Source organism: Bacillus sp. TE9106W (assembly GCF_054062215.1).
Genome location: NZ_JBSSFA010000010.1, coordinates 62349 through 84723, shown reverse-complemented (window position 1 = coordinate 84723; position 22375 = coordinate 62349). Strand labels below are relative to the sequence as shown.

Sequence of the window (22375 nt, the reverse complement as noted above, 5' to 3'; positions counted from 1 at the left end):
AATGATGGGTGTCGGTCAAACACCCATCCGGCGGGCGGCGCTAACAACTCCCCAGTTGTTCTTACTTACTAAGTACATGTCGCTCGCCAATATAATTTACACGTGGACGGAACAAACGATTGTTCGTATGTTGTTCAATAACGTGCGCACATAGTCCTACTGTTCTAGAGCTAAAGAAGATTGGCGTGTATAGTTGAATTGGAATACCCAGCATCCAATATACTGGAGCTGCATAATAATCAAGGTTTGGATAAATTCCTTTTTCCTTCTCCATAATCTTTTCTCCAGCTTCACACATTTCATATAGTGTATAATCACCTTTTACATCACATAACTGTTTTAAAGCTTCCTTCATCATTAAAGCTCTTGGGTCCATTTTCTTCATATATACACGGTGTCCAAAGCCCATAATTTTTTCTTTGTTATATAGTTTCTTCTGTAATAATTCTTCAAATTTCTCAACATTACCAGCTTCTAAAAGCATGTACATAACCGCTTCGTTTGCACCGCCGTGTAAGCTACCTTTTAAAGATGCAACCGCACCTGTTAAAGCACCATATAAGTCGGATTGTGTAGATGCAATAACGCGCGCTGTAAATGTAGAGTTTGGCATTTCATGTTCACTATATAAAACAAGGGAACGATCAAAGATCTTCTCCTCAAGTTCAGTTGGTTTTTTACCTGTTAACATATAGAAGAAATTTGCACTATATGATAATTCCTTAAGTGGTTCGATTGGCTCTTCATTATTTAAAATATGATAGCTATTCGCTACAATGTTTGGTACTTTACTCAATAATTTGTATCCGCGGCTTTTGTTTACTTCTAACGAGCGGTTTTCAATATCATTATCGTAACCAGCTAATGCGGACACACCTGTACGCAATCCATCCATAGGGTGCGTTTCTTTCGGTAATGCCTTTAATACGTTGAATACACCTTCTGGTACCGCGTATTCTTCTTTTAATTTCTTTTCAAGTGTTGCTTTTTCATCCTCATTCGGTAGATGTTCTTCCAATAAAAGGTGCACAATGTCTAAATACTCTTTTGTTTTTGAGAGTTCGATTAAATCATACCCTTGAATTACAATTTCACCTTTCACTGTGTCAAGAAACGAGATCTTCGTCTCCGCTGCCACTATACCATCTAATCCCGGGGAAAATTTTTCTTCAGCTTTCATCATTATTTCCTCCAATCCTAATAGATCTTCGTGCACATAACTGTAAGCCTTTACAATATTGTGAAACTACATTTCTATTTCAATGTATCAGAGTTTTTAGAAGATTTCAATTTATTTTATAATGATAAGTTTCCTATACTTTTACCGATGTAACAATACAATTTTTCAACAATAATTTTCATAGTTTATAAAGAAAGGACAGACTTCTCTTTATTTATCTTTAAAACAAAATATAAAGTTAATTCATATAATCCAGTTAAATATATACCTACTTTACAATTCCTTTTACTAAATAAAGAAACGAGCTGTATTCATATACAGCCCGTTTTTTGCATTATATTTATTTCACTATTCTCTAAATATAATTTCCATATAAAATTTATTTATTTTTAATAAAGTTATTATTTTACGTAATTAAATTGAATTTCTTCTATTTCCTCATGATAACCTACAACTAAATCATAGTTTTGAAAGTACCAAAGATCATCAACATCCACAAAAAATAAAATACCTTCTTTCTCAACTGACACAATTTCCCCAGCTGCTTTCTCTGCAACAATTCCTAAAGAATAGCCTGGCTGGATGGAGCTATCTCCTCCGTATCTTACATTAAACCGTATAGATTCACCATGCTTTATACGTAATTCTTCTTTAAACCATTGTAGAGCTTTATGATCAATTGAAATTTCCATCTTTGTTCCTCCCGTTTACGCAAATTCTTTTTTGCCTAATTGCTGTTTTACAAAAAACACAAAAATAATGAAAGCAATTAATCCTGAAATTGCACTACCAGCAAATAAAATACGGTAACCAAACATTTGTGAAACAACTCCAAGTAAAATTGCACCAAGTCCAATCCCTAAATCAAATGCGGTAAAGAACGAAGCGTTAGCAACTCCTCTTTTACTCGAGTCAACAATTGAAAGCATCGCGGCTTGCAATGCTGGCTGTGCTGAACCGAATCCAACACCATATAATGTAGCTGCGATAACTACACCTATTAAATTATTTGAAATCGTTAGCACAACTATTGCAATAACAGTAATGCATAGTGCCGGAAGTATGATAAATACTTCTCCGTACTTATCTAATAGTTTTCCTGAAATTGGCCTTACGATTGTTAAAGCAATTGCATATACAAGAAAGAATGTCCCAGGATTCACATCAATTGACGATGCAAATAGCGGTAAAAACGTCGTAATGCCTCCATATGCAAATGATAAAAAGAATACAACTATCGTAATGGATAGAACGGATTTTTCAAACAATTGCATTTTCCCTTTTTCTTTTTGTGGTGTGAATGGCATTTTCGTCATTAACGATAATAAGACTGCCATAAAGGATAAAAGAGTGGCTAATAAGAAAAGGCCATGAAATGAATAATTTTGTACAACCGATAATCCAATCATTGGGCCAATTGCCATTGCAATCGTCATAGCCATCCCATACCATCCCATACCTTCACCACGTCGTGAATCTGGAATAATATCAGTTATCGCTGTTCCAACAGCTGTTGTAGAAACAGCCCATGTTACTCCGTGAATAATACGTAAAATAGCTAAAAGGACAATAGTCGTCGCTAAATTATAAGAGTACATCGTTAACCCAAAAAAGATGAGTCCGAAAATAATAAAGGATCTTCTACCATATTGATCTAACATCCCTCCAATAATCGGTCGTATTACAACTGCAGCTATTGTAAACATTCCCATCATGAGTCCAACTTGTGATTCATTGCCACCTATCTCTTTAATAAAAAGCGGAAGCGTTGGAACAAGTAAATAAAATCCTGTAAATAAAAATAACATTGCGAAAGTCATTTGAATAAATGATTTCGTCCATAATCGTTCCATTAAAATTCCTCCATAAACACGTAAGTTATTGCAATTAACACCTCCATTTTACAGTTTCTTCGTTCCTTTGCCTTCCGTAAATAGACGTATCTTTTTATAATAAATGGTCCAAAATCAATTTAAATTGGTCTTACAACTTTATACGTATGTTTTAGCCTAAAGTCCTATCTATATGTACCTTTATATGTGTGAAAAGAATATACTTCTTTATTATCACAACTTAGGTGTGATTATGTTATGTGGGTATCTCCAAGAGTAACTGCCATAGTTCCTTCGACTCCTGAGATACACGTTCCTGCAGTTCATACAGCTAGTTCCAATGTTGGTATTGAACTTCCCGTAACTTGGCAACAATATTAAATTCCTGATCAAGTTTCCCCCTTATCTTGGCATCATGGCGCATATCCAACAAGTGGTACTACCTTTCATAGCCACAGTTATTCTCCGTTACCTCAATCTCAAGTTTCTTATCATTTCTCTTCAATTTATTTTCAAAATTTATATGGTACATTTAACATTTAAAATACATCGTCTCATAGCTACTACATTTAACGAAAAAAGCAATTAAGATTGTAATTTTTACAAATCTTAATTGCTTTTTAATATTTTTCATAAAATTTTCTTATTGCCCATTATTAGCAGGGGCCTCTCCTGTATTACCGCCAGTCTCCGGTTGTGTGGTCGCTGGAGGAATTGTATTTCCTTGACCTCCTCCATTATTTGCTGGAGGTGTTGTATTTCCTTGACCTCCTCCGTTATTTGCTGGAGGAGTCGTATTTCCTTGACCTCCTCCGTTATTTGCTGGAGGTGTTGTATTTCCTTGACCTCCTCCGTTATTTGCTGGAGGTGTTGTATTTCCTTGGCCTCCTCCGTTATTTGCTGGAGGGGTCGTTCCTTGACCATTTCCATTATTTTGTTCATTTTGTTTCTTTTCTTCTTCTTGTTTCTTTTGCTCTTCTAGTTTCTTTTGTTCTTCCTGCTTCTTCAGTTCCTCTTGTTTCTTTTCTTCTTCTTGTTTTTTAAGTTCTTCTTGTTTTTTAAGTTCTTCTTGTTTTTTTAATTCTTCTTGCTTTTTCTCTTCTTCAGTTTTTTGCTGTTGATCTTGTTTTGGTTTTTCTGTTGTATCCGGTACGCTCGTATTTGGAGAAGAATCACGTTTTTCACCTTTTATACGCAGCTCACTACCTTCTTGAATTACACTACTTGGCATTTTAAATCTTGATTTATCTGTAGCCATCTCGCTCATCATTTCTTTAAAGATCAACTGTGCAATTTTCGTATTTTTACTACTAATATACTCGTCCTTACCATCTTTCATATACCCAGTCCATACTGCCATCGTATATTGCGGCGTATAACCTGCAAACCAACTATCACGAGTTGCACTTTCCGGAATATTAAATTTCGCTAATTGTTTTGAATCATAGTTTGTTGTACCTGTTTTTCCAGCTACATCTAAAGAACTTATATTTGCTGCTGTACCAGTACCTGATGTCACTACTGAACGAAGCATATCAGTAATCATATATGCTGTAGAGTCAGCTATAACTTGTTTTGGTTTTTGTCCAAAACTTTGTGACTTGCCGTCTGGATAAACTACTTTCTTAACAAAATGCGGTTTTGCATACTTTCCACCATTACCAAATGTCGCATAAGCACCCGCTATTTCAGTTGGTGATACTTCGTTTGTACCAATCGCTGTAGATTCTGGTGCTGACTTAAGTGTAATACCTAATTTCTCAGAGAATTCCTTCGCTTTATTAAGTCCTACTTCTTTTGCAGTTTTAACTGCCGGAACGTTACGCGACATTTTTAATGCTTCACGCATCGTAATTGATCCTAAATGACTTCTGTCCGCATTTCGAACTTCTTGTCCAGTTGAATATTTAAATGGAGAATCATCAATTTGATGATACGTAGCCCATTTTAAGTATTCAATTGCAGGACCGTAATCAAAGATTGGCTTCATAGTTGAACCAGCTGCACGATCTAATTCAATTGCCATATTATGCCCTTTAAATACTGCTTTATTTTCACCACGTCCACTACCTATAGCACGAACTTCTCCTGTTTTCGTATCCATAAATGTGAAAGCACCTTGAAATTTATCATTTGGATAATTAATAATATTTTCATTTAAAATCTTATCAGCAAAATCCTGTGCTTTCGGGTCTAATGTTGTATAAATTTCTAAACCGTCAGAACCAATATTAGCATCTGGCAATTCTTTTTCAACTTCTTTCACAACCGCATCCATAAATGCAGGATATGGCATTGCTTGTACAGTTGCAGTCTTAAGTCCATCTGTTACTTCAACTTTCGAAGCTTCTTCCATTTCTGCCTTCGTAATATAACCATGTCGATTCATTAATTTTAGGACAACATTTCTTCTTTCTGTTGCTCTTTGAACATTTTCTGTCTTCGTTGGATCATAGTTATTCGGTGCTTTTGGTAAACCTGCAAGCATCGCAACTTCTGGTAATGTTAAATCTTTCAATTCTTTACCATAGTAGTTCTGTGCTGCTGTTGCGATACCATATGAACGATTACCTAGATTAATTTTATTTAAATACATTTCTAAAATTTCATGTTTTGAATACTGTTGTTCTAACTTATACGCTAAATATATTTCTTGAATCTTACGTTTTGATGTTTTTTCCATCGATAAGAAGTAATTTTTAATAACCTGCTGTGTTATCGTACTTCCACCTTGTGAACCGTAATCGCCTTTAAGACTCACCAAAACAGCACGGGCAGTACCTTTAAAGTCTACTCCGCTATGCTCGTAAAAACGTGCATCTTCTGTTGCTAAAAATGCATTTTCTACTAATTTAGGAATTTGATCATACGTAACATTCGTCCGTTTTTCTTTCCCGTATTCATATACCAAATCGCCATTTTTATCATAAATTTTTGAGGATAACGGATTAACAAGTTTTGCTTTCTCAAGTTTTGGTGCATCCTTAATCATTACGAAAAAGGTAGCAACTCCCCCCACTAAACCAACAATACCAAGTAATAAACAAGTAATTAAAAACTTGCGAAAGAACGATGTTTTACCTTTTGGTTTTTGTGTTTTAGAAGCTGGCTGTTTTTTCTTTTTAACTTGTCGTCGCTCCTCTCGAGAACGATAATTTTCTGACATGTTACTTTCTCCTGCCTTTCAATTCTCCCGTTGATTTACTTAAAAATATTGAGGTCACTTTCTAAAATGAATTAAATTAAGAAAGTATATCGACCTGGAGCATTCAATATTTTCCTAATTCACAGATTATAAATTTTAGAATACTTCTTATACTAAGTATTTTCACTTCTATTTTTCTAATAATGCTGCCCCTTCAAGCATAGAATGTAAAAAGTGAAATTTTAATACCTCGTATAAATAATATACCTTTTTTTCAAATGGTCAATATTTTCTTATTTATAAATCAAAGGTGAAATAAAAATAGCACAACGATATGTACTTCGTGTGAACTTCCTTATAATTACGTATAACGAACATTTAATATATTGCATATAAGTATAATACATCTTTAATTATAAAGACTTCAACACCACAACCTCAACATCTATAAGAAATTATTAAAAATGAAAAGTGAGGAGTTGCGTAATAATGGAACTATCTCCCGTAATTTCAAAAACTATAGTTGCTGTTGGCTATAATCCTTTTTCTATGATTTTACGCATTCAATTAAAGCATGGAATGTACGATTTCTTTAACGTTCCTAAAAACATTTACACCGGTTTATTAAACGCACACTCTAAAAGTTATTATCACAATACTTATATTAAAAATTCTTACCGCTACACTAAAATTTAAACTTAACTAGAATGAAAAAAGAAAGGAGGTAGCCCCCCTTTCTTTTTAAAATCATTTCACAACTCAGCTATCTTCTGTTCTTCTTATTTATTTCATCGTATGCTTGAATTTGTTTTTTTAAACGCCGATCTTCTTTTTTATCATGTACAACTAATATCGCATGAATAACGCCTGGAACCCAAAATATTAACGTTAATATGAAATTAATTATTGCTTGAAATGGTTTTCCACAAAATAATACAGCTACAGGTGGAAGAAGAATTGCCAACAAATACATCATCTTTTGAAAAACTCCTTGTTTCGTATTTTTTCTCTCTCCATACGGTATAAAAACCAATTACTTTCGTATTTCCGATATTTTTATTAACAACTAATAACTATTCTACTGTTATATATTCTATTTTAATGCCAAAAAACCTACCACTTCAATTTTTCTACTTATGTAAAATTTGAATTTTACATACCATCTTTACATGAACAATTTCTTATTATTATTTTTTCTAATCTTTTTTCTTTCTCTATTATAGTTAATCCAATCGCAGAAATAGCGGTTTCTATCGCTTGTATCCAAACACCAATTACATACTTTTATTTAAATACTCAATCTCATATTGCAACTTTTTAAATTGTTCAAAATGCATAGTAATAGATTGACTGTTTCCATACTCTGCACTATGCTTCACCAATAAAACACCCGTGTCATGAAAAATCGCTTCCAGCTCTTTTCTGATGGATACTTTCATTATATGTGCTGTTTTAATAGCCGATAAAATTGCAATTTCATTAAACTTTAATTTTATTTCATTTGGACAAAATGCTTCTTCCACCAATATAACTTCATTGCTATAAATAAGTGCAACAAGATTACTTGATTTTGCATCTGTTAAATCTACTTTTTTTATAACATTATTCATTACATTTTGCCTCCTTTATTTTTGCATATACTAATTATACAATTATTATTTTTAATTACTTAACCTTACGTTCAGTTTAACACACTTTTATTATGGGATTAAACTACACTTCAAACGTTTTACTATTTCGCAATTTTTATTATATGAACCATTTGGACTATAAGACCATATAGTAGTGTTAACAAATGATTGTAAAGTGGGTGAAAACCATGCCCTCAGTTGTAGGGAATTTAGTTGTACAAAATAGTAACGGTTCATTTAACTTAGGTGATTTCTACAACGTTTCTCCGAAAGAAAATACGAAGGCTTATAATGGATCTGGCGCTTCAAACGTCGGTTTTGTTGTTAATACTTTTAATGGTGTGAGTGCGACTAATACGTTTGATTCTGACCTTGCGGATCAAAACCAAGTCGGTACAGCCTAACCCTATTTTTTCATCTTACTGTTTAAGAATTTCAAATTTGTCCATACTATAATCAGGCTGTTACACAGCTATTATTGATTTTTGGAGTACCCTATCTTTTCTCCCTTTCCCTGGGGCTTAGCAGCTAGTATGAAGCTAGCTGCTTTTTCGTTTCATTTTTTCTGTTCCACATCTACGATAACGTAAAGTAAGCTAAAAGTTAACTTTTAGCTTACTTTACGTTATTTCAATAATATCCGCAGTATTAAACACGTAAGTTCTATAAAACGCGTCAGTACACATTACAATGCGCTTTAGCGGGTTTATATGTACAACTGTCATATAGCTTGTAAGTATGTACCCATCTTCAAAATAAGTCACCAATATTTCTTTCTCTGACAATAATGACGTTAATAATTTATCAGAAATTCCCTCTTTTGCTTCTTTTGTTAAGAGTGGTTTTTGTACTTTAAATTTCTCTCCAATAACCTTTTGCATACTTAATAATTGTTCCGACATTACTGTAAATGGAACCCATTCTCTTTTTGCTTTTTGCATCTTTACATCAGTCATTTCTCTATCTCCTTGATTATTTATCCATTCTATTTCGAACATATTGCGCTTCGATTATTCTTTAATAATTGCTCGGCTTATATTTCCACCGCATGAACAGGTAGGAAATCTCCCACCTCAAAATTCACAACATACAAGGAAAGTAAGTCGAAAATCAACTCCCCGTAAACAGCCGATTGGTGAAAATGTAATTAGTGGATGATGAACACCCACTAATTACATTTTCACTTTATTTCTAAATCGTATCCTATCTACACATACAAGAACATTCGTTCTAATTATACACGAACCTACGTTCTTTTGAGAAGGAATTTATTTTTTCTTCATCAAATGAGCCTTTTTCCCATTTAATAGGAAGTTCACGTATCAACTAAAAAAACGACTTCACTTAAAGAGAAGTCGTTTTTTCTAATCACCTATATTTCTATATTTATTTTTCTATCCTGACAAGTGTTCTTTCTGGAATACGAATCTCATCTATATTAAAATGATTTATTTTTAATTTTAATTCTCCCAATCGTTCCTTATCTTCATCACCAACCCAACAACTGAATAATTCAAAATAGTCCCCATCATTTAAATAACCTTCCATAATCGTGCGTAAAGCTAATAGCTTCTTTCTTCTCCCTTTCAGTTTGCCACTCAACAAGTTCAATGCCCCAACTCGTTGAAACTTCATATGTATAACTTGCTTGAAATTGAAACTCTTGTACAATTTCAAGCATACTTTCATCTGAAAAACATGGCCCAAAAACAATTACATCATTAGAATCTGGATCCGTTAATGGAATTTCTACATTACACCCTATATAACTTGCTAAACTCATTTTTACTCCTCCAATATTCACATAAAAATAACTTATATGAACATTTATCTACCCAAATATAAAATCCCTGCCTAAATTCAAAAAATCTATGAGATTTATAAAGAATCAAAACTCGTTCCTTATAAATTTCTATGAAAAGAGAGCAATTTAAACACTCTCTTTTCGTACATACTGCGTCAAACTATTTATTTATAATTCACTCTAATTATTAAATATATTTCGGTTGCACTATTATATGTAATTCCTTCTCCGTTACTGCTTTTTTAGGATTCCGAAAATACTCTAATTCGTATTTTAATACTTTATAGTCAACCATCCCAATCTTAATTCCTTTCGTTTCTTTTAAAATAGCTAAAAGGTTATTTATATCTTCATCATACGATTCGAAAATTTTCCCTCCGTCTTCTCTTTGAAAAATTACTTTCACATTTTCTCCCCCTACATAATTTATTTATCTATTCAATAATTCATTTAAAAGTATTCATTCTTCCCCTTAAAATTTCATACGAAAAAGAACATTCATCTTAATAGAATGCTCTGCTTTTCACTTCATTTAGCGTCAATATTTTTCAATATTATTGTATGTTTCATTCTGCAAATTATGTTTATCCACTTCAATAAAGTAAAACTTAAATCTATTTAAGTTTTGTTCATTCCTGACTAATAATTAGCCTACGCAAATCTTACTGCCTTCAAATAATGGGCTAAAATTAATTAATTCGTTTTATATTTAATGAAATGAAACAAACAAAACATTATAATATCAACATTCTATGAAGTAATGATTATTCCACTTTAAAATAATTACATAAATTCCCATTGTAATTCTTAATATTTATATGTAATATTGTATTGTCTTACTATCTATTTATAACTCACACACTAACTAGAAAAGGGAACCTTTAAAGGTTCCCTTTTCTAATTACAGTCATTATTTCTTTTCTAGAAATTCAAATGTATTTTTAAAGTCTTTATCATTCACTTTAATATCAGCATCTTTCAATAAATCATTGACTACTTGCTGTTTCCATTTGCCTGTTGTATCTTGCAGTCTTTGCTGTTCTAAATCTTTACGAATTGAATCTTTTACTTCATCAAATGGCTTCAATTCTTTTTTATCTGTCACTTTTATAATATGGTAACCGTAAGTTGTTTTTACTGGCTCACTTACTTGTCCTGCATCTAATTTATATGCAGCTTCCTCAAATTCTTTTACCGTTTGTCCTGGAGCAAAACCAGTTATTTCTCCGCCCTGTTCTTTTGAACCAGTATCCTCTGAGTATTGCTTCGCTAAAGCTGCAAAATCTTCTCCATTATTCACTTTCTCTTTCACTTCTTTAGCAGTCTTTTCATCTTTTACTAAAATGTGACTTACCTTCATTTCTGGTTTATAGTTATCTTTTACATCCTTTTCTGTGACAGTTGCTTTAATCGCCTTCTCAAATGCAATTTCTGGCTTCATTTTTTCTTTTAATTCATCTTCGTTTTTCAATCCAACTTGCTCTAAAGTCGATTTGAAGTTGTCACCCATTTTATCTTTTGCTTCTTCTACTTGTTTTTTTGCTTCCTCATCTGAAACTTTATATTTATCTAGCAACGCCTTACTTAACACCATTTGGTATAAAGTACTTTCCCCATATTTTTGTCTTAATTCTTTACTTAATTCTTTCTCTGTAATATTTCCTACTTTTGATGTTACTACGTTGTCTGAGGAACCACATGCAGATAATGCCAGTACTACGCATGAAATAATTGTCCCTAAAAATAGCTTTTTCTTTTTCAATTCAAAATACCTCACTTTTATTATTATACAAGAATAACTATACAATGTTCTTGTGTAAACAATGTGTTTTCTACATGTAATTCATTTCATTTGAAAAAACTATGTATGAAGTTCTTTTTGTTCAAATATGAAAGGTCATCTTACTATGTATCAGTAAAATGACCCTTTACGTATTCATAAAATATGTAACTACTTATAGTTACATACTCTTTTAGTATCCAATTTTTTGTCCAATATGTACCGTATTTTTCGCTCTGCTCCACACATGAAAAGGTTTTAATCCATCAATATTCCCTTAATAATTTTTACATTCAGGCTTTGCATAGTATTTAACTTCATATCATTATCAACTAAAGATTCATATTATATTAATACGCCTTTATCATCTACACAAAAAACGCAGTATACAATACTGCATCATAGGAGCTGATTTCATGGAGAAAAAACCTATTGTTTTCAAAGTTCCACCAAATTCAAAATTAAAAGTTACATTTTTCGGTCCTTGTAACGAGGTAATTACAAATGTTTCTATAATTAATCAACTTTCCACACCAAAATGTCAAACTATTACGCGATATCCAAACTATACGAAATACGAAACTGAAGTGCGATCATTATCCAGTTGTTAATTTATTCTATACACAATCCTTATAATTTGGTTAACTACACGACTTTAATAATAGACTAAAATTACTCATTGCATGATATTTCATTGATAATCTATTGATTTTTTACACGTTTTTATGAGCCGAGCATATATTATCGTATGGAGATTATCCACTCATAAAACCTATCTTTCTTTAGAGCGTACTTTTTATGTATGCTCTTTTTATTTATCCCTTATTTTGTACATATAAATGTGATCACTTTTATATTTCACGTAAAGTAAATCGACCAGCCCTTTATAAACAATTTAGTCAAGGTGTCTCCACATTACTTCTTTATTATACATTCACTACTCTGTTTAATTAGTGTATCCATTCTAGCATCATTGATCTAATATATTTTCCTTCTAAATTAACTAAAGATGTATTAAAATTCTTTATATACTCAAGGAGGTCAAATATGTTCAAGTTGCATCCCATACTACTCATCTTAGGATTTATTTTATTTTTATATAGTGTACTTACCGTGATGTTATTCCTTTCCATACAATAGCAATACCTGCACAAACCAATGTTAAATATGTAATTTCTATATAGCAATAAAAAAACAAGTAATTATACGAACATAAATGAAGATGTCTTTTTATACCATTAGGCAACTAGCAAATGCAATGCCAAAGAACTTTTACAACCTTGTTATTTGTTTCATTGTACTCTTTTTATTACCTGTAGAAAATCTAATACTTAAAATAAGAAAGCCCTTTTAATATCAAAACGGCAAAAAATAATTTTAAAACTTTATCTTTCATTTATTATATAGTCCTCATTGCCATTTTTATTTTCATCATTACATCCTAGCATGCGAAATGCTCCTAAAAATAAACTACATTTAATCTATTCCCTTATATATTTTAGAAAAACAATAAAAATCCCCCACCATTTGGTGAAGGGGATTAACTAAACATACTGCAAAGTAATTTATTTTCTTCATTATTCAGTTGGAGAAGGGAATCTTGCAGCTTCAAAATGTGAGCCATCTTCCGAAGTACTTAAAACCCCGTCTATGCTACTTTGCGCATAAACCTCGACTTGATCTCCTTCATTTAATTGAATAATCGTCGAAACACTTACTACATTTCCAAAGTTTATTGGACCAAAAAAATCATTATCTATAGCTATTGCTGCGTTTCCATTCACACGAATTTCTACACGCGCTCTATAATTAGAATTTGAATTATTTGGAAAGAAACCAATTGTTCCAATAATAGAGTAAACACCTCTAGTCTTCGGAATAAAAATAGACGTTGCTGGATTATACTCATTTGCTAAATCAAATTGTTCATTTTGAAACAATACTTTTACAAAAGTATTAGCAGGAACAGGTTGATTCACCGTATTTCTAGCTCTAAATGCTGATGCCCTAACAAGACTGTCCTTGTTGTCATTACACTTACTATTGTTCTTACAACAGTTATGCTGTTTCTTTTTATATTCTTTACAATACTTACAGTAGTAATAGCAAGACATACTAGTTCCCCTTTCATGCTTATTACTCCATATTATGTAAAAGGAATTCATAATGGTTGGACGAGCTAATATTTTTTCTAATAAGGGCGCCCTATTCTTGCACCCTTATTTTTCTCTACTTATAAATTAAATACAGCTCCATATGGGATAGTAAGAAAAGAACCTCCATACGGTGTAATAGTTTGCACTGGATAAAAATACTCCATAGATGAATAATACGGCTGGATACCTTGTTGCTGCATTTGCATTTGTTGTTGCATTTGTAACGCTTGTTGAACAGCTTGAACTGTACTTTGTGCTCCACTATACGTTATAGATGTACCATAAGCAGGTCTCATCCCCACTTGAGAAGCAAAATATGAATAAAACATTATTTTCAACTCACTTCCATATAAGTTATTACAAAGTATGTTATGATTCTTTGTTTCAATGAGTGCTAAAAGCTAGTCTATTAGCTTTTAGTAAGTTAAAATATTTCTATTATTTCTTACCCTTTCATATTTTTACAAGTTTTCAAGATTTACTTTACTAACTAAAAAGGTAAAGAGTTCACTATTACTAATTCAATTTGATTACTTTCGAAACTATAAAAATGAGTTTTCAAGATTGATAAAAGTAAATTATCTCTCTATACATCCTCCACAAAATAAAGCACCCTAAACGGATGCTTTATTTTTCACTACTATAATTCATTAGCAATAATTCAGTTGTCCACGAATTTCACCATTAGGATGTTGTACAGTGTGAACATTAATATAAATGTTTCCAGATATGATTTCATTTATAAGAGTACCTAATGTTTGACCCGCTAACGGCCCAACCAAATCTTCTTGAGTAATCATTCCCGTAAGAGTTGCACACTCTATTGAAACCGGATTTGTTATAGGTCCAAATAAAAAAGCTACAACAGGACCATTAGTTCCTTTTGCTCCAATATGCAGATGGGCAGCTACTACACCCTCTATATCGAATAAATCTAACTTAAATTTTAGGCTAAGCTCGTCCCGGCTTAATTTAAAGAAAGCCTCCCCTCGAGCGTCTGTTTCTACTGGAGGAACTTCATTTCTACCACGTAATTTTGCAAAAAACATATCTATCACTCCTATGCTTTTATATACTACTAATATATTCATATCCTTTTTATAAGGTGACAAAAAAGCAGTTGCTAGGCCATTAAAAGATCATTTTATATAATAGATTAATTAATCAATTTCAATAAATTAATTAATTTATTTATTACGTTTTTAAATTCAGTTCATATACTATAGTAGATTACTAGAAAGGAGGTGTAAGTATGGAAAGTTGTGTTTTGTTCGTTAATGGACAACCTCTTTTAGTAGTATCAGTTGCTGGGATTGAAATTGCTAGATTAGAACTTTCTCTTCAAGTAGCATTGACTTTAATAGCATTAGGAATTCCAATCTGTGCATAATAATAATAGTTAGGTATTTATTAAAAAGAGGGCTTAAGCTCTCTTTTTTAATTTATTCCTTAACAAAAAAAGATACCACCTAAATCATGGTATCTATCGTAATAATCAACATCTGTTTCATTAGTACTAAACTAGCAATCCTAATTTGCGTATAATTCCTGAAAACGAATAACCATATGCAAAACCTACAATACGAATTCTTGGATTCCATTTATGTTCTAGATCTTCATTGTACGTTTTCTTGTAATACGCTAATTTAGAATCTATGTTATATTTGTCGTTAATAATTAATTCATCGCTAGAAAATCCATCTATTTTAATCTGAACAGCTACATACTCTGCTCCTTCATTTAAGGCTTCATTATAACACCTTTCTAATTCTTCTAATGTCTTTCCCAACATTAGCCTCCTGTTCAAATGGGCGTTTTGTTCAATACAAAAGCATTTTCATCAGTAGTTGTGAGCAACAATTACAATGAGTATTTAATAGTTTATAAGCTGTTTGCTTGTCTTACAAAGTATCATATGATTTTTATATGGGAATGGTTCATCAAAATGAAAGTTATTCATATATCTTTGCACACATGTTTTACTAACACTAAAATACATCAATAAACTTAATATTAGTGTTAGTGATATTATAATAATTTGTTAATTTAAAAGAACTTTCCATAAGAGCTCTTTTTCATTCTCTCAATTTATATTTACTATTCCTTTATCAATAAGTACATGTTGTTTTCCATTTTTCACGAGAGCATTTAGCTTTTGCTAACCACTCTTATTAAACTACTCTAGTTATCGCTCCCTTCTAACTCCTCACTTTCTTCACGTATTTGTCCAATTAATGAAAATACAGAACCTACAGCTTGGATCCAACTGCCTATGGTATCTATTGACTGTCCTTCTTTCTTTTTATCCAGCTCACTATTTACTTGATTGTCTAAATTCCCCTCCGTATCATTTACTAATTCGTCTTTACTATCCAGCCGCTCTTTTCTAATACTTTTCAGCTCGTAAATTCCTCCAATTGCCTGCAAGGAATTCCCTATAGCTTGCAATAAGTTTCCTATAATATTAAAAGATTCATCTTTATCTGAAGCATCTTCAAATTCGTCCGCTAATGCTGTAAGTCCTCCTAAAGCCTGCGTCCAATTTCCAGCAATCACTAATTTAATTTTTGTTTCATCTTTAAAATCAATAACCAATCCAGATATTACAGTTACATTACCAGTTGATTGGATTTCATTTCCGATTTTTTCAAGAGATATTCCCTCTTGACCGTCAGCCTCTAAAGCGTTACCAACTGCTTGTAATGTGTTTCCATATATATTCAAATCCTCCCTTACATTACTACTTATAAAATAGAACGGTGTACTTCCAATAGCGGAAGTTATTGTACCTATAGCTGCTATCAATGCACCAAATATTTCTTTCAGTTGGTTTTCCATTTATAACCTATCCCAACATTAATTAAGTAATTACTTTCATCCTATTCAATTACACGTATACCTGTTAAAAATTCAGACCGTTTCTGTTATCAATACTGCTACAAATACGGTTATAGATATGGTCCCAGTAGATATTGCTCCAACTGGTATAGCAACCGGAACTATTTTCTTATGCTCCTTACATACTTCATATTCATAGCTGTCCTATCTACGTGCTTCGTATTAATCGTAATATAAATCGTAATATACATAGAAGGGATATTATTCAACTCATTTCATTTTTCTTATGTATACTTCTATACATTTATTTGTTAAACCCATTGTATTAAAAGAATTGACCGATTATCTTTACGAGCTTAAAAACAGTAACAAATTACCTATATCACCCTATAATCTTATTTTTCTACCTTCCTATTTATCACCTCCATAAATTTCTTTATAAAATATAAAAGCTGCTGTTACGCTGCTTTACATTCATTTTATCCCCAAGAGAAATGATATATATACTCTCCCATTACACCTTGATTAATCCCAGCAATTCTAGCAAACCTCATTAAATCCGCACCTTGAAGAAAATACATCGCAAGCATTACTGGAACTTGTGACCACATAAATTGATAAAACTCCTCGACTCTCTCGTTTGTTGAAACAATTAAATCATTTACAGGTCCTTGATTCCATACAGAAGTTCTAACTGAAATAAACGGAAGATCTTTTCCATTAACTACGATTCGTGCCATACTTTGAGTTATGTCCACACCAATTCCCTCCATCATTACAAAAATCGGACCTGTGTAATTACTCCTTTCCTTATTAATATTCTTAAATTTCATAAATGTCTAAGGCAAACCTCTATTTTTCGCTTCTATTCAAATGAATTTATCCTATACCGTAAACAGGTAAATGAATTTTTAGTATTACTCTCCCTCAACTTCAGTATTACATAATTAATACCCTTGTCCCTTTTACAATTCAGTATGCAAAATTACATATCTTATTATTTCAATATTTTTTTATTTACTACAAGTTAATAAAAAAATAGTCAAATCCATTGATAAATCAACATTTGTAATTTAATCCCTTATTTTAAATTACATCTTTTTATTTTTAAACACTATATTCAAATAATTATATTGGAATTTCTTGTTGTATACACATCTATCTTTTTCATGTATTATATACGAGAAGAGTAAGGTAAGAGTTACTCTTTGCCATTTTAGGAAAGGTCCTGTTGGAAACAACAGGACCTTTTTTCGTATTAACAAAAGTAATATTGATTTACTCATTCAATACATCTATCGCTTCCAACAATATATTTTCCCTCCTTTAAAACATTGTTGCTACTGAGATATTATTCACGTATGATTTAAGATAAGTATTTCACTTTATCGTTTTAAAGAAAGGAGAGTACCAAAATCATGAAGAAAAAATCAATAAAATTTGTATCAAACGGATATGGGTACTCGACTGCTGTTTTTTTCTAAAATCATTTTATAGGGTGAAGTGTGTCTAAAATGATATAGAAGAAACCGCAGTAAATTTTTTTATGATGAGGTGGAATAAATGAGAAACGGAATAATTATTAGAAAAAACCCAACAAATATGCCAGAACCAGTGGGAAACTATACGCATATTACTAAAATTCCTAGAAATGCAGAGTTATTTGTATCATCAGGACAGATTGGGATAAATCAGAACGGCCAATTCCCAAAGAGTATGAATGAACAAATCAGTAACACCTTTAAAAATATAATTAAAGTTTTAGAGTCTGAAGAATTAACGGCTGCTAACATTATAAAAGTGAATGTATGGGCAACAGAAAAAATTGATTGGGCGTACTTGGATTTTGAATGGGAACAATTATTTAATACTCAATACCCAGCAATGACAATTGGATATATTTCAGAATTAGGATTACCAGAAATTAAAATTGAAATAGAGCTATGGGCAGCTAAACCATAATATAATTACACACTTCATTCCATTTGGAGAGCAGTTAGCATTTGCTAGCTGTTCTTTTAAATTTCACATATACAATTGCTTGTCCATTCCTTTGACTCTACTCCCACATTTATTATTAGTAATACGAACTTTTCAGAGGTGAATGATATTGGACGAGTTTTAATCCTCCACTGCATTAAATCCGGGTTCAATCGGTCCTACCTATGCAACATTTTCACTTCCCTATAGGTCCCACTCAGGCAACACTGGAAACCAAACAGTTGTAATAATTCCCTCTTGTTCTTGCGGATCAGCTTTACAATAGCCATTGTGCATGAACATCAGTTTTTCTAACGTCTCGTTCACCTCCTTAAAAATGCAGGATTTCCCTTTCCACTATCGAATTAGTAATGTTCGGAAAGGGGGTGTAACATGGCGGAAATTAAAGTGGGACTTACACAATTTTTAGACTTTACACTGAAAAGTAGTGCGGCTAAAACAAATTTTGTTAAGAATCTAAAATCTCAACCTGAATATCACCCAGTTTTTGATTACTGGAAACAATTACGAGAAACTATTATTAAATTTCATAAAAACAAACTATCTTTTGACTGTTTCGAAGCATTAGTACAAGCGGTTGACCAGAAGAAAAAGCAAAACTACATTGATGTTTTAAAGCAGTACAAAAAATTTATTACAAACAAAGACGTCTCTTGGTTTGATCCAGGTAAATCACATTGGTTATCCGATAATTTAATCGTCCGCTCATCACCTGAACTCGGTTTGCTCATTAATGATGAGCCGCATCTTATTAAACTGTTTTTCAAAGGAAAAAAAGAGCGAATTGATAAATATAACATTAACTCAACACTAACATTATTAAACGAATCAACATTTTCAAATGAACATAAAGATGTGAATTATACGGTCCTTAATATCCAAAAGAATAGAATGTATACGAATAACTCTATTAATAATAATCATGTAATAGCTCTTGAATCAGAAGCTCACCAGCTTTGTTATTTATGGAATAAGATGTAAGGGGTATAGGTATTTCTTTCAATACCTTATTCATGCATAATTTGGGTACAATTTTTACAAATCCTATTCGTTTCAGTTAATTGAAGCTCACCTTCTTGTTTCTCAAAAACAATGTAAGGTGGGCGTTTTTTGAAATTGTTTCCTTACCCATTTCAACACACGAATTACCCACTCTGAAAGAATAATGATATCTTTCTACCACGCTTTCCCCCGCATTACTTTATTCGGTTGTGATTGTTGCTGGAACTCAGATAACGTCACCCTAATCTCTTATCTCACAACTTCATAAATAAATTTTTATAACGATTCCTCTAAGTTCATACATGCATCCCTACATCATTTTTTGAATTTCCTGCTTGTTGTTCCATTCACTCATAAAATTTATGAGTAATGATCATCCATCGTTTACCTTCTCTAAGTGCTGGAAAGAAATTTCTTGTTTTATCCGACATTACATTATAAACATCTCATAAAAATATCTGAGGAAAATAACGTTATAGCAATGGTTATTATGAATACAATTTGATTTACCCTACTTATAATAGTAATCTTACCATTTCAGAAGTTTGACACAGCTCTAGAAAAAGCTTATAAAGAAAAGTGAGGTTCCTAATATTCATTTCTAGGATTTAAGGTGTATATCCAAAAATCGCAAATGAATGCTCAGGACATAAAAAGTAGGATCACACGGGATACTTACTCACATGTTATACAAGGACTTCAAGAAACTGGGTGGATTAATTTGCTAACGAATTATTCGAGAAGAAAAACTCATGTTAGAAGTTTTCGTTTCAAAGCAAATACACCAACTAAATAACCAAAAATATTGATAGTGAAAAAGGAGAAACAAAACATGAAAGAAATCAAATCTGAACAGGAATTCAAAGGCATCATCGCAAGCGAGGAGCCAGTAGTTGTTAAGTTCTTTACTACATGGTGCCCAGATTGCGTGCGTATGGACAACTTTATCGGAGATGTGATGGAAGAGTTCAATAAGTTTGAATGGTATTCTATTAATAAAGATGAGTTCCCAAGTATCGCTGAAGAGTATCAAGTAATGGGTATTCCAAGTTTACTTGTATATCAAAATGGCGAGAAGCTAGGCCACTTACATAGTGCTAATGCAAAAACTGAAGAGCAAGTTACTGAGTTTTTAGAAGCATACTAAGATGAAAACCCTCTGAAAAATATTTTCTAGAGGGTTTTTATTTTTTCAAAAATCAGCTGTCAGAATTGTACATATTTGAACTCCCTTCTCCTCCACCCCAAAAACCGCTTTCATATCCTAACTTTGCACTTTACAACATGTTTTTCCTTCACGAAACTTTGTTATCCCCTTCTTAAAAAGCTATAAAACGTCAACAATGTTTGTATAGACCCACACGACATTCGTTTGATACTCTATTTATAGAAAGAAATTCCTTGTAGAAAGGTGAGTGATTAAAATGGATACTCTTTCTAATAAAGAAGCTGATAAAGGTGCTATTGTCAGCATTTTGGCCTACATATTTTTATCCTCTATGAAAATCATCATCAGTTATATTACCCTTTCTAGCGCATTACGTGCTGACGGTTTAAATAACTTAACGGATATCGGTGCTTCTTTAGCGATATTAATTGGTCTAAAAATCTCTCGAAAACCTCGTGATCCAGATCATCCATATGGGCATTCGCGTGCAGAACAAATTGCATCACTTGTTGCTTCTTTTATTATGGCAACGGTCGGATTAGAAGTTGTTATTAGTGCCATTCAATCTTTTTTAAATCCAAAACAAGCAGCACCTAATGTACTTGCTGCATGGGTAGCTTTATTTTCTGCTGTCGTTATGTACTGTGTGTATTTGTATACGAAAAAGATTGCAGCACGCACAAAAAGTAAGTCATTAGAAGCAGCTGCAAAAGATAATTTATCAGATGCTCTCGTAAGTATTGGTACAGTAGTAGGTATTGTCGGTTCACAGTTCCAAATGCCTATTTTAGATCCTATCGCCGCTTTAATTGTCGGCCTTATTATTTGTAAAACTGCATGGGAGATTTTCGTAGAAGCTTCGCATATGCTAACGGATGGAATCGATCCAGATAAGATGGAAGAGTACGCTGATGCTATTGAACATATTGGTGGCGTGGAAAATATCGTAGATATTAGAGCGCGTATGTACGGGAATCAAACGTACGTTGATATTACAATTGAAGTAGATGCTCGTATGGATGTTGGTGAAAGTCATTGTATTACTGACAACATTGAGGCTATGCTTCGGAAAAAGTTTGGCATTTATCATGCACACATTCATGTTGAACCAATGGAAAAAGAACCTATTATGACATAGGTTCTTTTTTAATGAACGTTTTATGAAATATAACACATAAAACGAGCCAGCTACCGCCCGCTGCCCATCCTGCTAATATGTCAGATGGATAGTGAACGCCAAGATATATTCGGCTAACTGAAATAGATAATACAACAAAGCTCGCTATAAAAATAATCAACAATTTTTTATGCAATGTAATACGTTCTTCTGTAATTGTGACGTATGCAATAAATCCTAAAAAAGCAGTAGCATTCATCGTATGACCGCTCGGAAAACTATATCCAGTTGCAGTAACAAGTTGTGTTACATCAGGTCTTGCTCGTTCGTACCATAGTTTAAGCATACTGTTTAAATAACGAGATCCATAATAATTAATTGTTAGAAGTAATGCACTAAGCAATTTTTTTCTAACGAGAAAATACATTACAAGAATGATGAGTAACGGAAAATATATTCTTTTGGAACCGATAAAAGACATCCAAGTAAAGTAGGCTGTCAAGTAGTCGTTTCGAAAACTTTGAATAAAATGCGCGACTATATTGTCAAATTTCTCAATACAAGCGGTATGATACGAAAGTGATAATACGACAAAACAAATGAGTAGCGTAAAACTTAACAAGTATAAATGTCGATATCGTTTCACATACATAACCTCACTATGCAAAAAAATGGAGCGGTTGTTTTAGTTTTCCTCTCCATTTCTTTTTTATGCATAGTT

General features: G+C 32.4%; 28 protein-coding genes and 2 pseudogenes. 10 read left to right on the top strand and 20 right to left on the bottom strand.

Translation table 11 applies throughout. The features are described 5' to 3' along the window. Positions 1-61 precede the first annotated feature (61 nt). The 3 genes from mmgD to ACVWY7_RS18310 form a co-directional block, all read right to left on the bottom strand. Positions 62-1183 carry a citrate synthase gene (mmgD, locus tag ACVWY7_RS18320; protein WP_001983266.1) on the bottom strand — a complete coding sequence of 374 codons (1122 nt, stop codon included), beginning with the start codon at positions 1181-1183 and terminating at the stop codon, positions 62-64. Positions 1184-1581: 398 nt separating this feature from the next. Continuing rightward, on the bottom strand, positions 1582-1872 hold the full coding sequence (locus ACVWY7_RS18315) for a HesB/YadR/YfhF family protein (protein ID WP_000406137.1): 291 nt from the start codon (positions 1870-1872) through the stop codon (positions 1582-1584). A gap of 15 nt (positions 1873-1887) precedes the next feature. Continuing rightward, a complete protein-coding gene (locus ACVWY7_RS18310) occupies positions 1888-3033 on the bottom strand; it encodes an MFS transporter (protein ID WP_456523887.1) in 1146 nt (381 codons plus the stop codon). A gap of 237 nt (positions 3034-3270) precedes the next feature. Between ACVWY7_RS18310 and ACVWY7_RS18305 the strand changes: the two are divergent. Then, positions 3271-3555, top strand: a pseudogene (locus ACVWY7_RS18305) (hypothetical protein). A gap of 100 nt (positions 3556-3655) precedes the next feature. On the opposite strand, the gene ACVWY7_RS18300 reads toward ACVWY7_RS18305, so the two are convergent. Further along, entirely contained in the window at positions 3656-6178 is a 2523-nt protein-coding gene (locus tag ACVWY7_RS18300) for a PBP1A family penicillin-binding protein (protein WP_456523886.1), read from the bottom strand. A gap of 468 nt (positions 6179-6646) precedes the next feature. Here ACVWY7_RS18300 and ACVWY7_RS18295 point away from each other — a divergent pair, with 468 nt between their 5' ends. Then, positions 6647-6853, top strand: a complete 207-nt coding sequence (locus ACVWY7_RS18295) for a KTSC domain-containing protein (RefSeq protein ID WP_000423631.1) — start codon at positions 6647-6649, stop codon at positions 6851-6853. A 67-nt stretch (positions 6854-6920) separates the two neighbouring features. Here the strand turns inward: ACVWY7_RS18295 and ACVWY7_RS18290 are convergent, their stop codons facing one another. From ACVWY7_RS18290 to ACVWY7_RS18280, 3 genes and pseudogenes are all read right to left on the bottom strand, one after another. Further along, positions 6921-7133: a YqaE/Pmp3 family membrane protein gene (locus tag ACVWY7_RS18290; protein ID WP_000990227.1), complete on the bottom strand. Its 213-nt coding sequence runs from the start codon at positions 7131-7133 to the stop codon at positions 6921-6923. Positions 7134-7309: 176 nt separating this feature from the next. Beyond that, positions 7310-7435 (bottom strand): annotated as a pseudogene (locus tag ACVWY7_RS18285) (DUF6944 family repetitive protein); the annotation flags it as partial. Beyond that, complete coding sequence (locus tag ACVWY7_RS18280) at positions 7432-7767, bottom strand: hypothetical protein (RefSeq protein ID WP_001066870.1); 336 nt, start codon at positions 7765-7767, stop codon at positions 7432-7434. The gene ACVWY7_RS18280 and the pseudogene ACVWY7_RS18285, both read right to left, overlap by 4 nt. 209 nt (positions 7768-7976) lie before the next feature. Between ACVWY7_RS18280 and gerPF the strand changes: the two genes are divergently transcribed. Continuing rightward, positions 7977-8192, top strand: coding sequence for a spore germination protein GerPF (gene gerPF, locus ACVWY7_RS18275; RefSeq protein WP_001141565.1), 216 nt, complete (start codon positions 7977-7979; stop codon positions 8190-8192). Between the two features lie 216 nt (positions 8193-8408). On the opposite strand, the gene ACVWY7_RS18270 is transcribed toward gerPF, so the two are convergent. From ACVWY7_RS18270 to ACVWY7_RS18250, 5 genes are all read right to left on the bottom strand, one after another. Beyond that, positions 8409-8744, bottom strand: a complete 336-nt coding sequence (locus ACVWY7_RS18270) for a YolD-like family protein (RefSeq protein WP_000132924.1) — start codon at positions 8742-8744, stop codon at positions 8409-8411. A 430-nt stretch (positions 8745-9174) separates the two neighbouring features. After that, positions 9175-9336 carry a hypothetical protein gene (locus tag ACVWY7_RS18265; RefSeq protein WP_000399423.1) on the bottom strand — a complete coding sequence of 54 codons (162 nt, stop codon included), beginning with the start codon at positions 9334-9336 and terminating at the stop codon, positions 9175-9177. Next, positions 9317-9571 carry a KH domain-containing protein gene (locus ACVWY7_RS18260; protein ID WP_000050506.1) on the bottom strand — a complete coding sequence of 85 codons (255 nt, stop codon included), beginning with the start codon at positions 9569-9571 and terminating at the stop codon, positions 9317-9319. Before ACVWY7_RS18260 ends, ACVWY7_RS18265 begins: the two co-directional genes overlap by 20 nt. A gap of 208 nt (positions 9572-9779) precedes the next feature. After that, positions 9780-9998, bottom strand: a complete 219-nt coding sequence (locus tag ACVWY7_RS18255; protein ID WP_000864283.1) for a hypothetical protein — start codon at positions 9996-9998, stop codon at positions 9780-9782. A 504-nt stretch (positions 9999-10502) separates the two neighbouring features. Further along, the gene (locus tag ACVWY7_RS18250) at positions 10503-11354 is read right to left on the bottom strand and encodes a peptidylprolyl isomerase PrsA (protein WP_456523885.1); all 852 of its coding nucleotides are present in this window, start codon (positions 11352-11354) and stop codon (positions 10503-10505) included. A gap of 434 nt (positions 11355-11788) precedes the next feature. On the opposite strand from ACVWY7_RS18250, the gene ACVWY7_RS18245 reads away from it, so the two are divergent. Next, entirely contained in the window at positions 11789-11983 is a 195-nt protein-coding gene (locus ACVWY7_RS18245; RefSeq protein WP_000412569.1) for a hypothetical protein, read from the top strand. Positions 11984-12949: 966 nt separating this feature from the next. On the opposite strand, the gene ACVWY7_RS18240 is transcribed toward ACVWY7_RS18245, so the two are convergent. From ACVWY7_RS18240 to ACVWY7_RS18230, 3 genes are all read right to left on the bottom strand, one after another. Then, a complete protein-coding gene (locus ACVWY7_RS18240; protein ID WP_073524141.1) occupies positions 12950-13486 on the bottom strand; it encodes a C1q-like domain-containing protein in 537 nt (178 codons plus the stop codon). A 119-nt stretch (positions 13487-13605) separates the two neighbouring features. Continuing rightward, positions 13606-13857 (bottom strand): DUF3947 family protein, encoded by a 252-nt coding sequence (locus ACVWY7_RS18235; RefSeq protein ID WP_000500085.1) that lies wholly within the window; start codon positions 13855-13857, stop codon positions 13606-13608. Positions 13858-14178: 321 nt separating this feature from the next. Continuing rightward, complete coding sequence (locus tag ACVWY7_RS18230) at positions 14179-14577, bottom strand: CHRD domain-containing protein (protein ID WP_001990476.1); 399 nt, start codon at positions 14575-14577, stop codon at positions 14179-14181. Between the two features lie 203 nt (positions 14578-14780). On the opposite strand from ACVWY7_RS18230, the gene ACVWY7_RS18225 reads away from it, so the two are divergent. Beyond that, entirely contained in the window at positions 14781-14918 is a 138-nt protein-coding gene (locus ACVWY7_RS18225; protein WP_000443219.1) for a DUF3956 family protein, read from the top strand. Between the two features lie 126 nt (positions 14919-15044). Here ACVWY7_RS18225 and ACVWY7_RS18220 read toward each other — a convergent pair whose 3' ends face one another. Beyond that, the gene (locus ACVWY7_RS18220; RefSeq protein ID WP_000520719.1) at positions 15045-15317 is read right to left on the bottom strand and encodes a hypothetical protein; all 273 of its coding nucleotides are present in this window, start codon (positions 15315-15317) and stop codon (positions 15045-15047) included. A gap of 392 nt (positions 15318-15709) precedes the next feature. Continuing rightward, positions 15710-16366 (bottom strand): DUF6944 family repetitive protein, encoded by a 657-nt coding sequence (locus tag ACVWY7_RS18215; protein ID WP_000431334.1) that lies wholly within the window; start codon positions 16364-16366, stop codon positions 15710-15712. 43 nt (positions 16367-16409) lie between these two features. On the opposite strand from ACVWY7_RS18215, the gene ACVWY7_RS18210 reads away from it, so the two are divergent. Next, the gene (locus tag ACVWY7_RS18210; RefSeq protein ID WP_219728573.1) at positions 16410-16565 is read left to right on the top strand and encodes a hypothetical protein; all 156 of its coding nucleotides are present in this window, start codon (positions 16410-16412) and stop codon (positions 16563-16565) included. A gap of 280 nt (positions 16566-16845) precedes the next feature. Here ACVWY7_RS18210 and ACVWY7_RS18205 read toward each other — a convergent pair whose 3' ends face one another. Then, the gene (locus tag ACVWY7_RS18205; protein WP_000669578.1) at positions 16846-17199 is read right to left on the bottom strand and encodes a hypothetical protein; all 354 of its coding nucleotides are present in this window, start codon (positions 17197-17199) and stop codon (positions 16846-16848) included. A gap of 730 nt (positions 17200-17929) precedes the next feature. On the opposite strand from ACVWY7_RS18205, the gene ACVWY7_RS18200 reads away from it, so the two are divergent. Continuing rightward, complete coding sequence (locus ACVWY7_RS18200; RefSeq protein ID WP_001243655.1) at positions 17930-18328, top strand: RidA family protein; 399 nt, start codon at positions 17930-17932, stop codon at positions 18326-18328. Positions 18329-18550: 222 nt separating this feature from the next. Here ACVWY7_RS18200 and ACVWY7_RS18195 read toward each other — a convergent pair whose 3' ends face one another. Continuing rightward, positions 18551-18673, bottom strand: coding sequence for a hypothetical protein (locus tag ACVWY7_RS18195; protein ID WP_001983278.1), 123 nt, complete (start codon positions 18671-18673; stop codon positions 18551-18553). Positions 18674-18739: 66 nt separating this feature from the next. On the opposite strand from ACVWY7_RS18195, the gene ACVWY7_RS18190 reads away from it, so the two are divergent. The 3 genes from ACVWY7_RS18190 (at position 18740) to ACVWY7_RS18180 (ending at position 21675) form a co-directional block, all read left to right on the top strand. Further along, positions 18740-19348: a hypothetical protein gene (locus ACVWY7_RS18190; RefSeq protein WP_000807967.1), complete on the top strand. Its 609-nt coding sequence runs from the start codon at positions 18740-18742 to the stop codon at positions 19346-19348. 853 nt (positions 19349-20201) lie between these two features. After that, positions 20202-20516 carry a thioredoxin family protein gene (locus ACVWY7_RS18185; RefSeq protein WP_062923433.1) on the top strand — a complete coding sequence of 105 codons (315 nt, stop codon included), beginning with the start codon at positions 20202-20204 and terminating at the stop codon, positions 20514-20516. A 277-nt stretch (positions 20517-20793) separates the two neighbouring features. Continuing rightward, complete coding sequence (locus ACVWY7_RS18180) at positions 20794-21675, top strand: cation diffusion facilitator family transporter (protein ID WP_000380396.1); 882 nt, start codon at positions 20794-20796, stop codon at positions 21673-21675. Here the strand turns inward: ACVWY7_RS18180 and ACVWY7_RS18175 are convergent. After that, positions 21665-22300: a phosphatase PAP2 family protein gene (locus ACVWY7_RS18175; RefSeq protein WP_000833363.1), complete on the bottom strand. Its 636-nt coding sequence runs from the start codon at positions 22298-22300 to the stop codon at positions 21665-21667. The genes ACVWY7_RS18180 and ACVWY7_RS18175 overlap by 11 nt on opposite strands. Positions 22301-22375 lie beyond the last annotated feature (75 nt).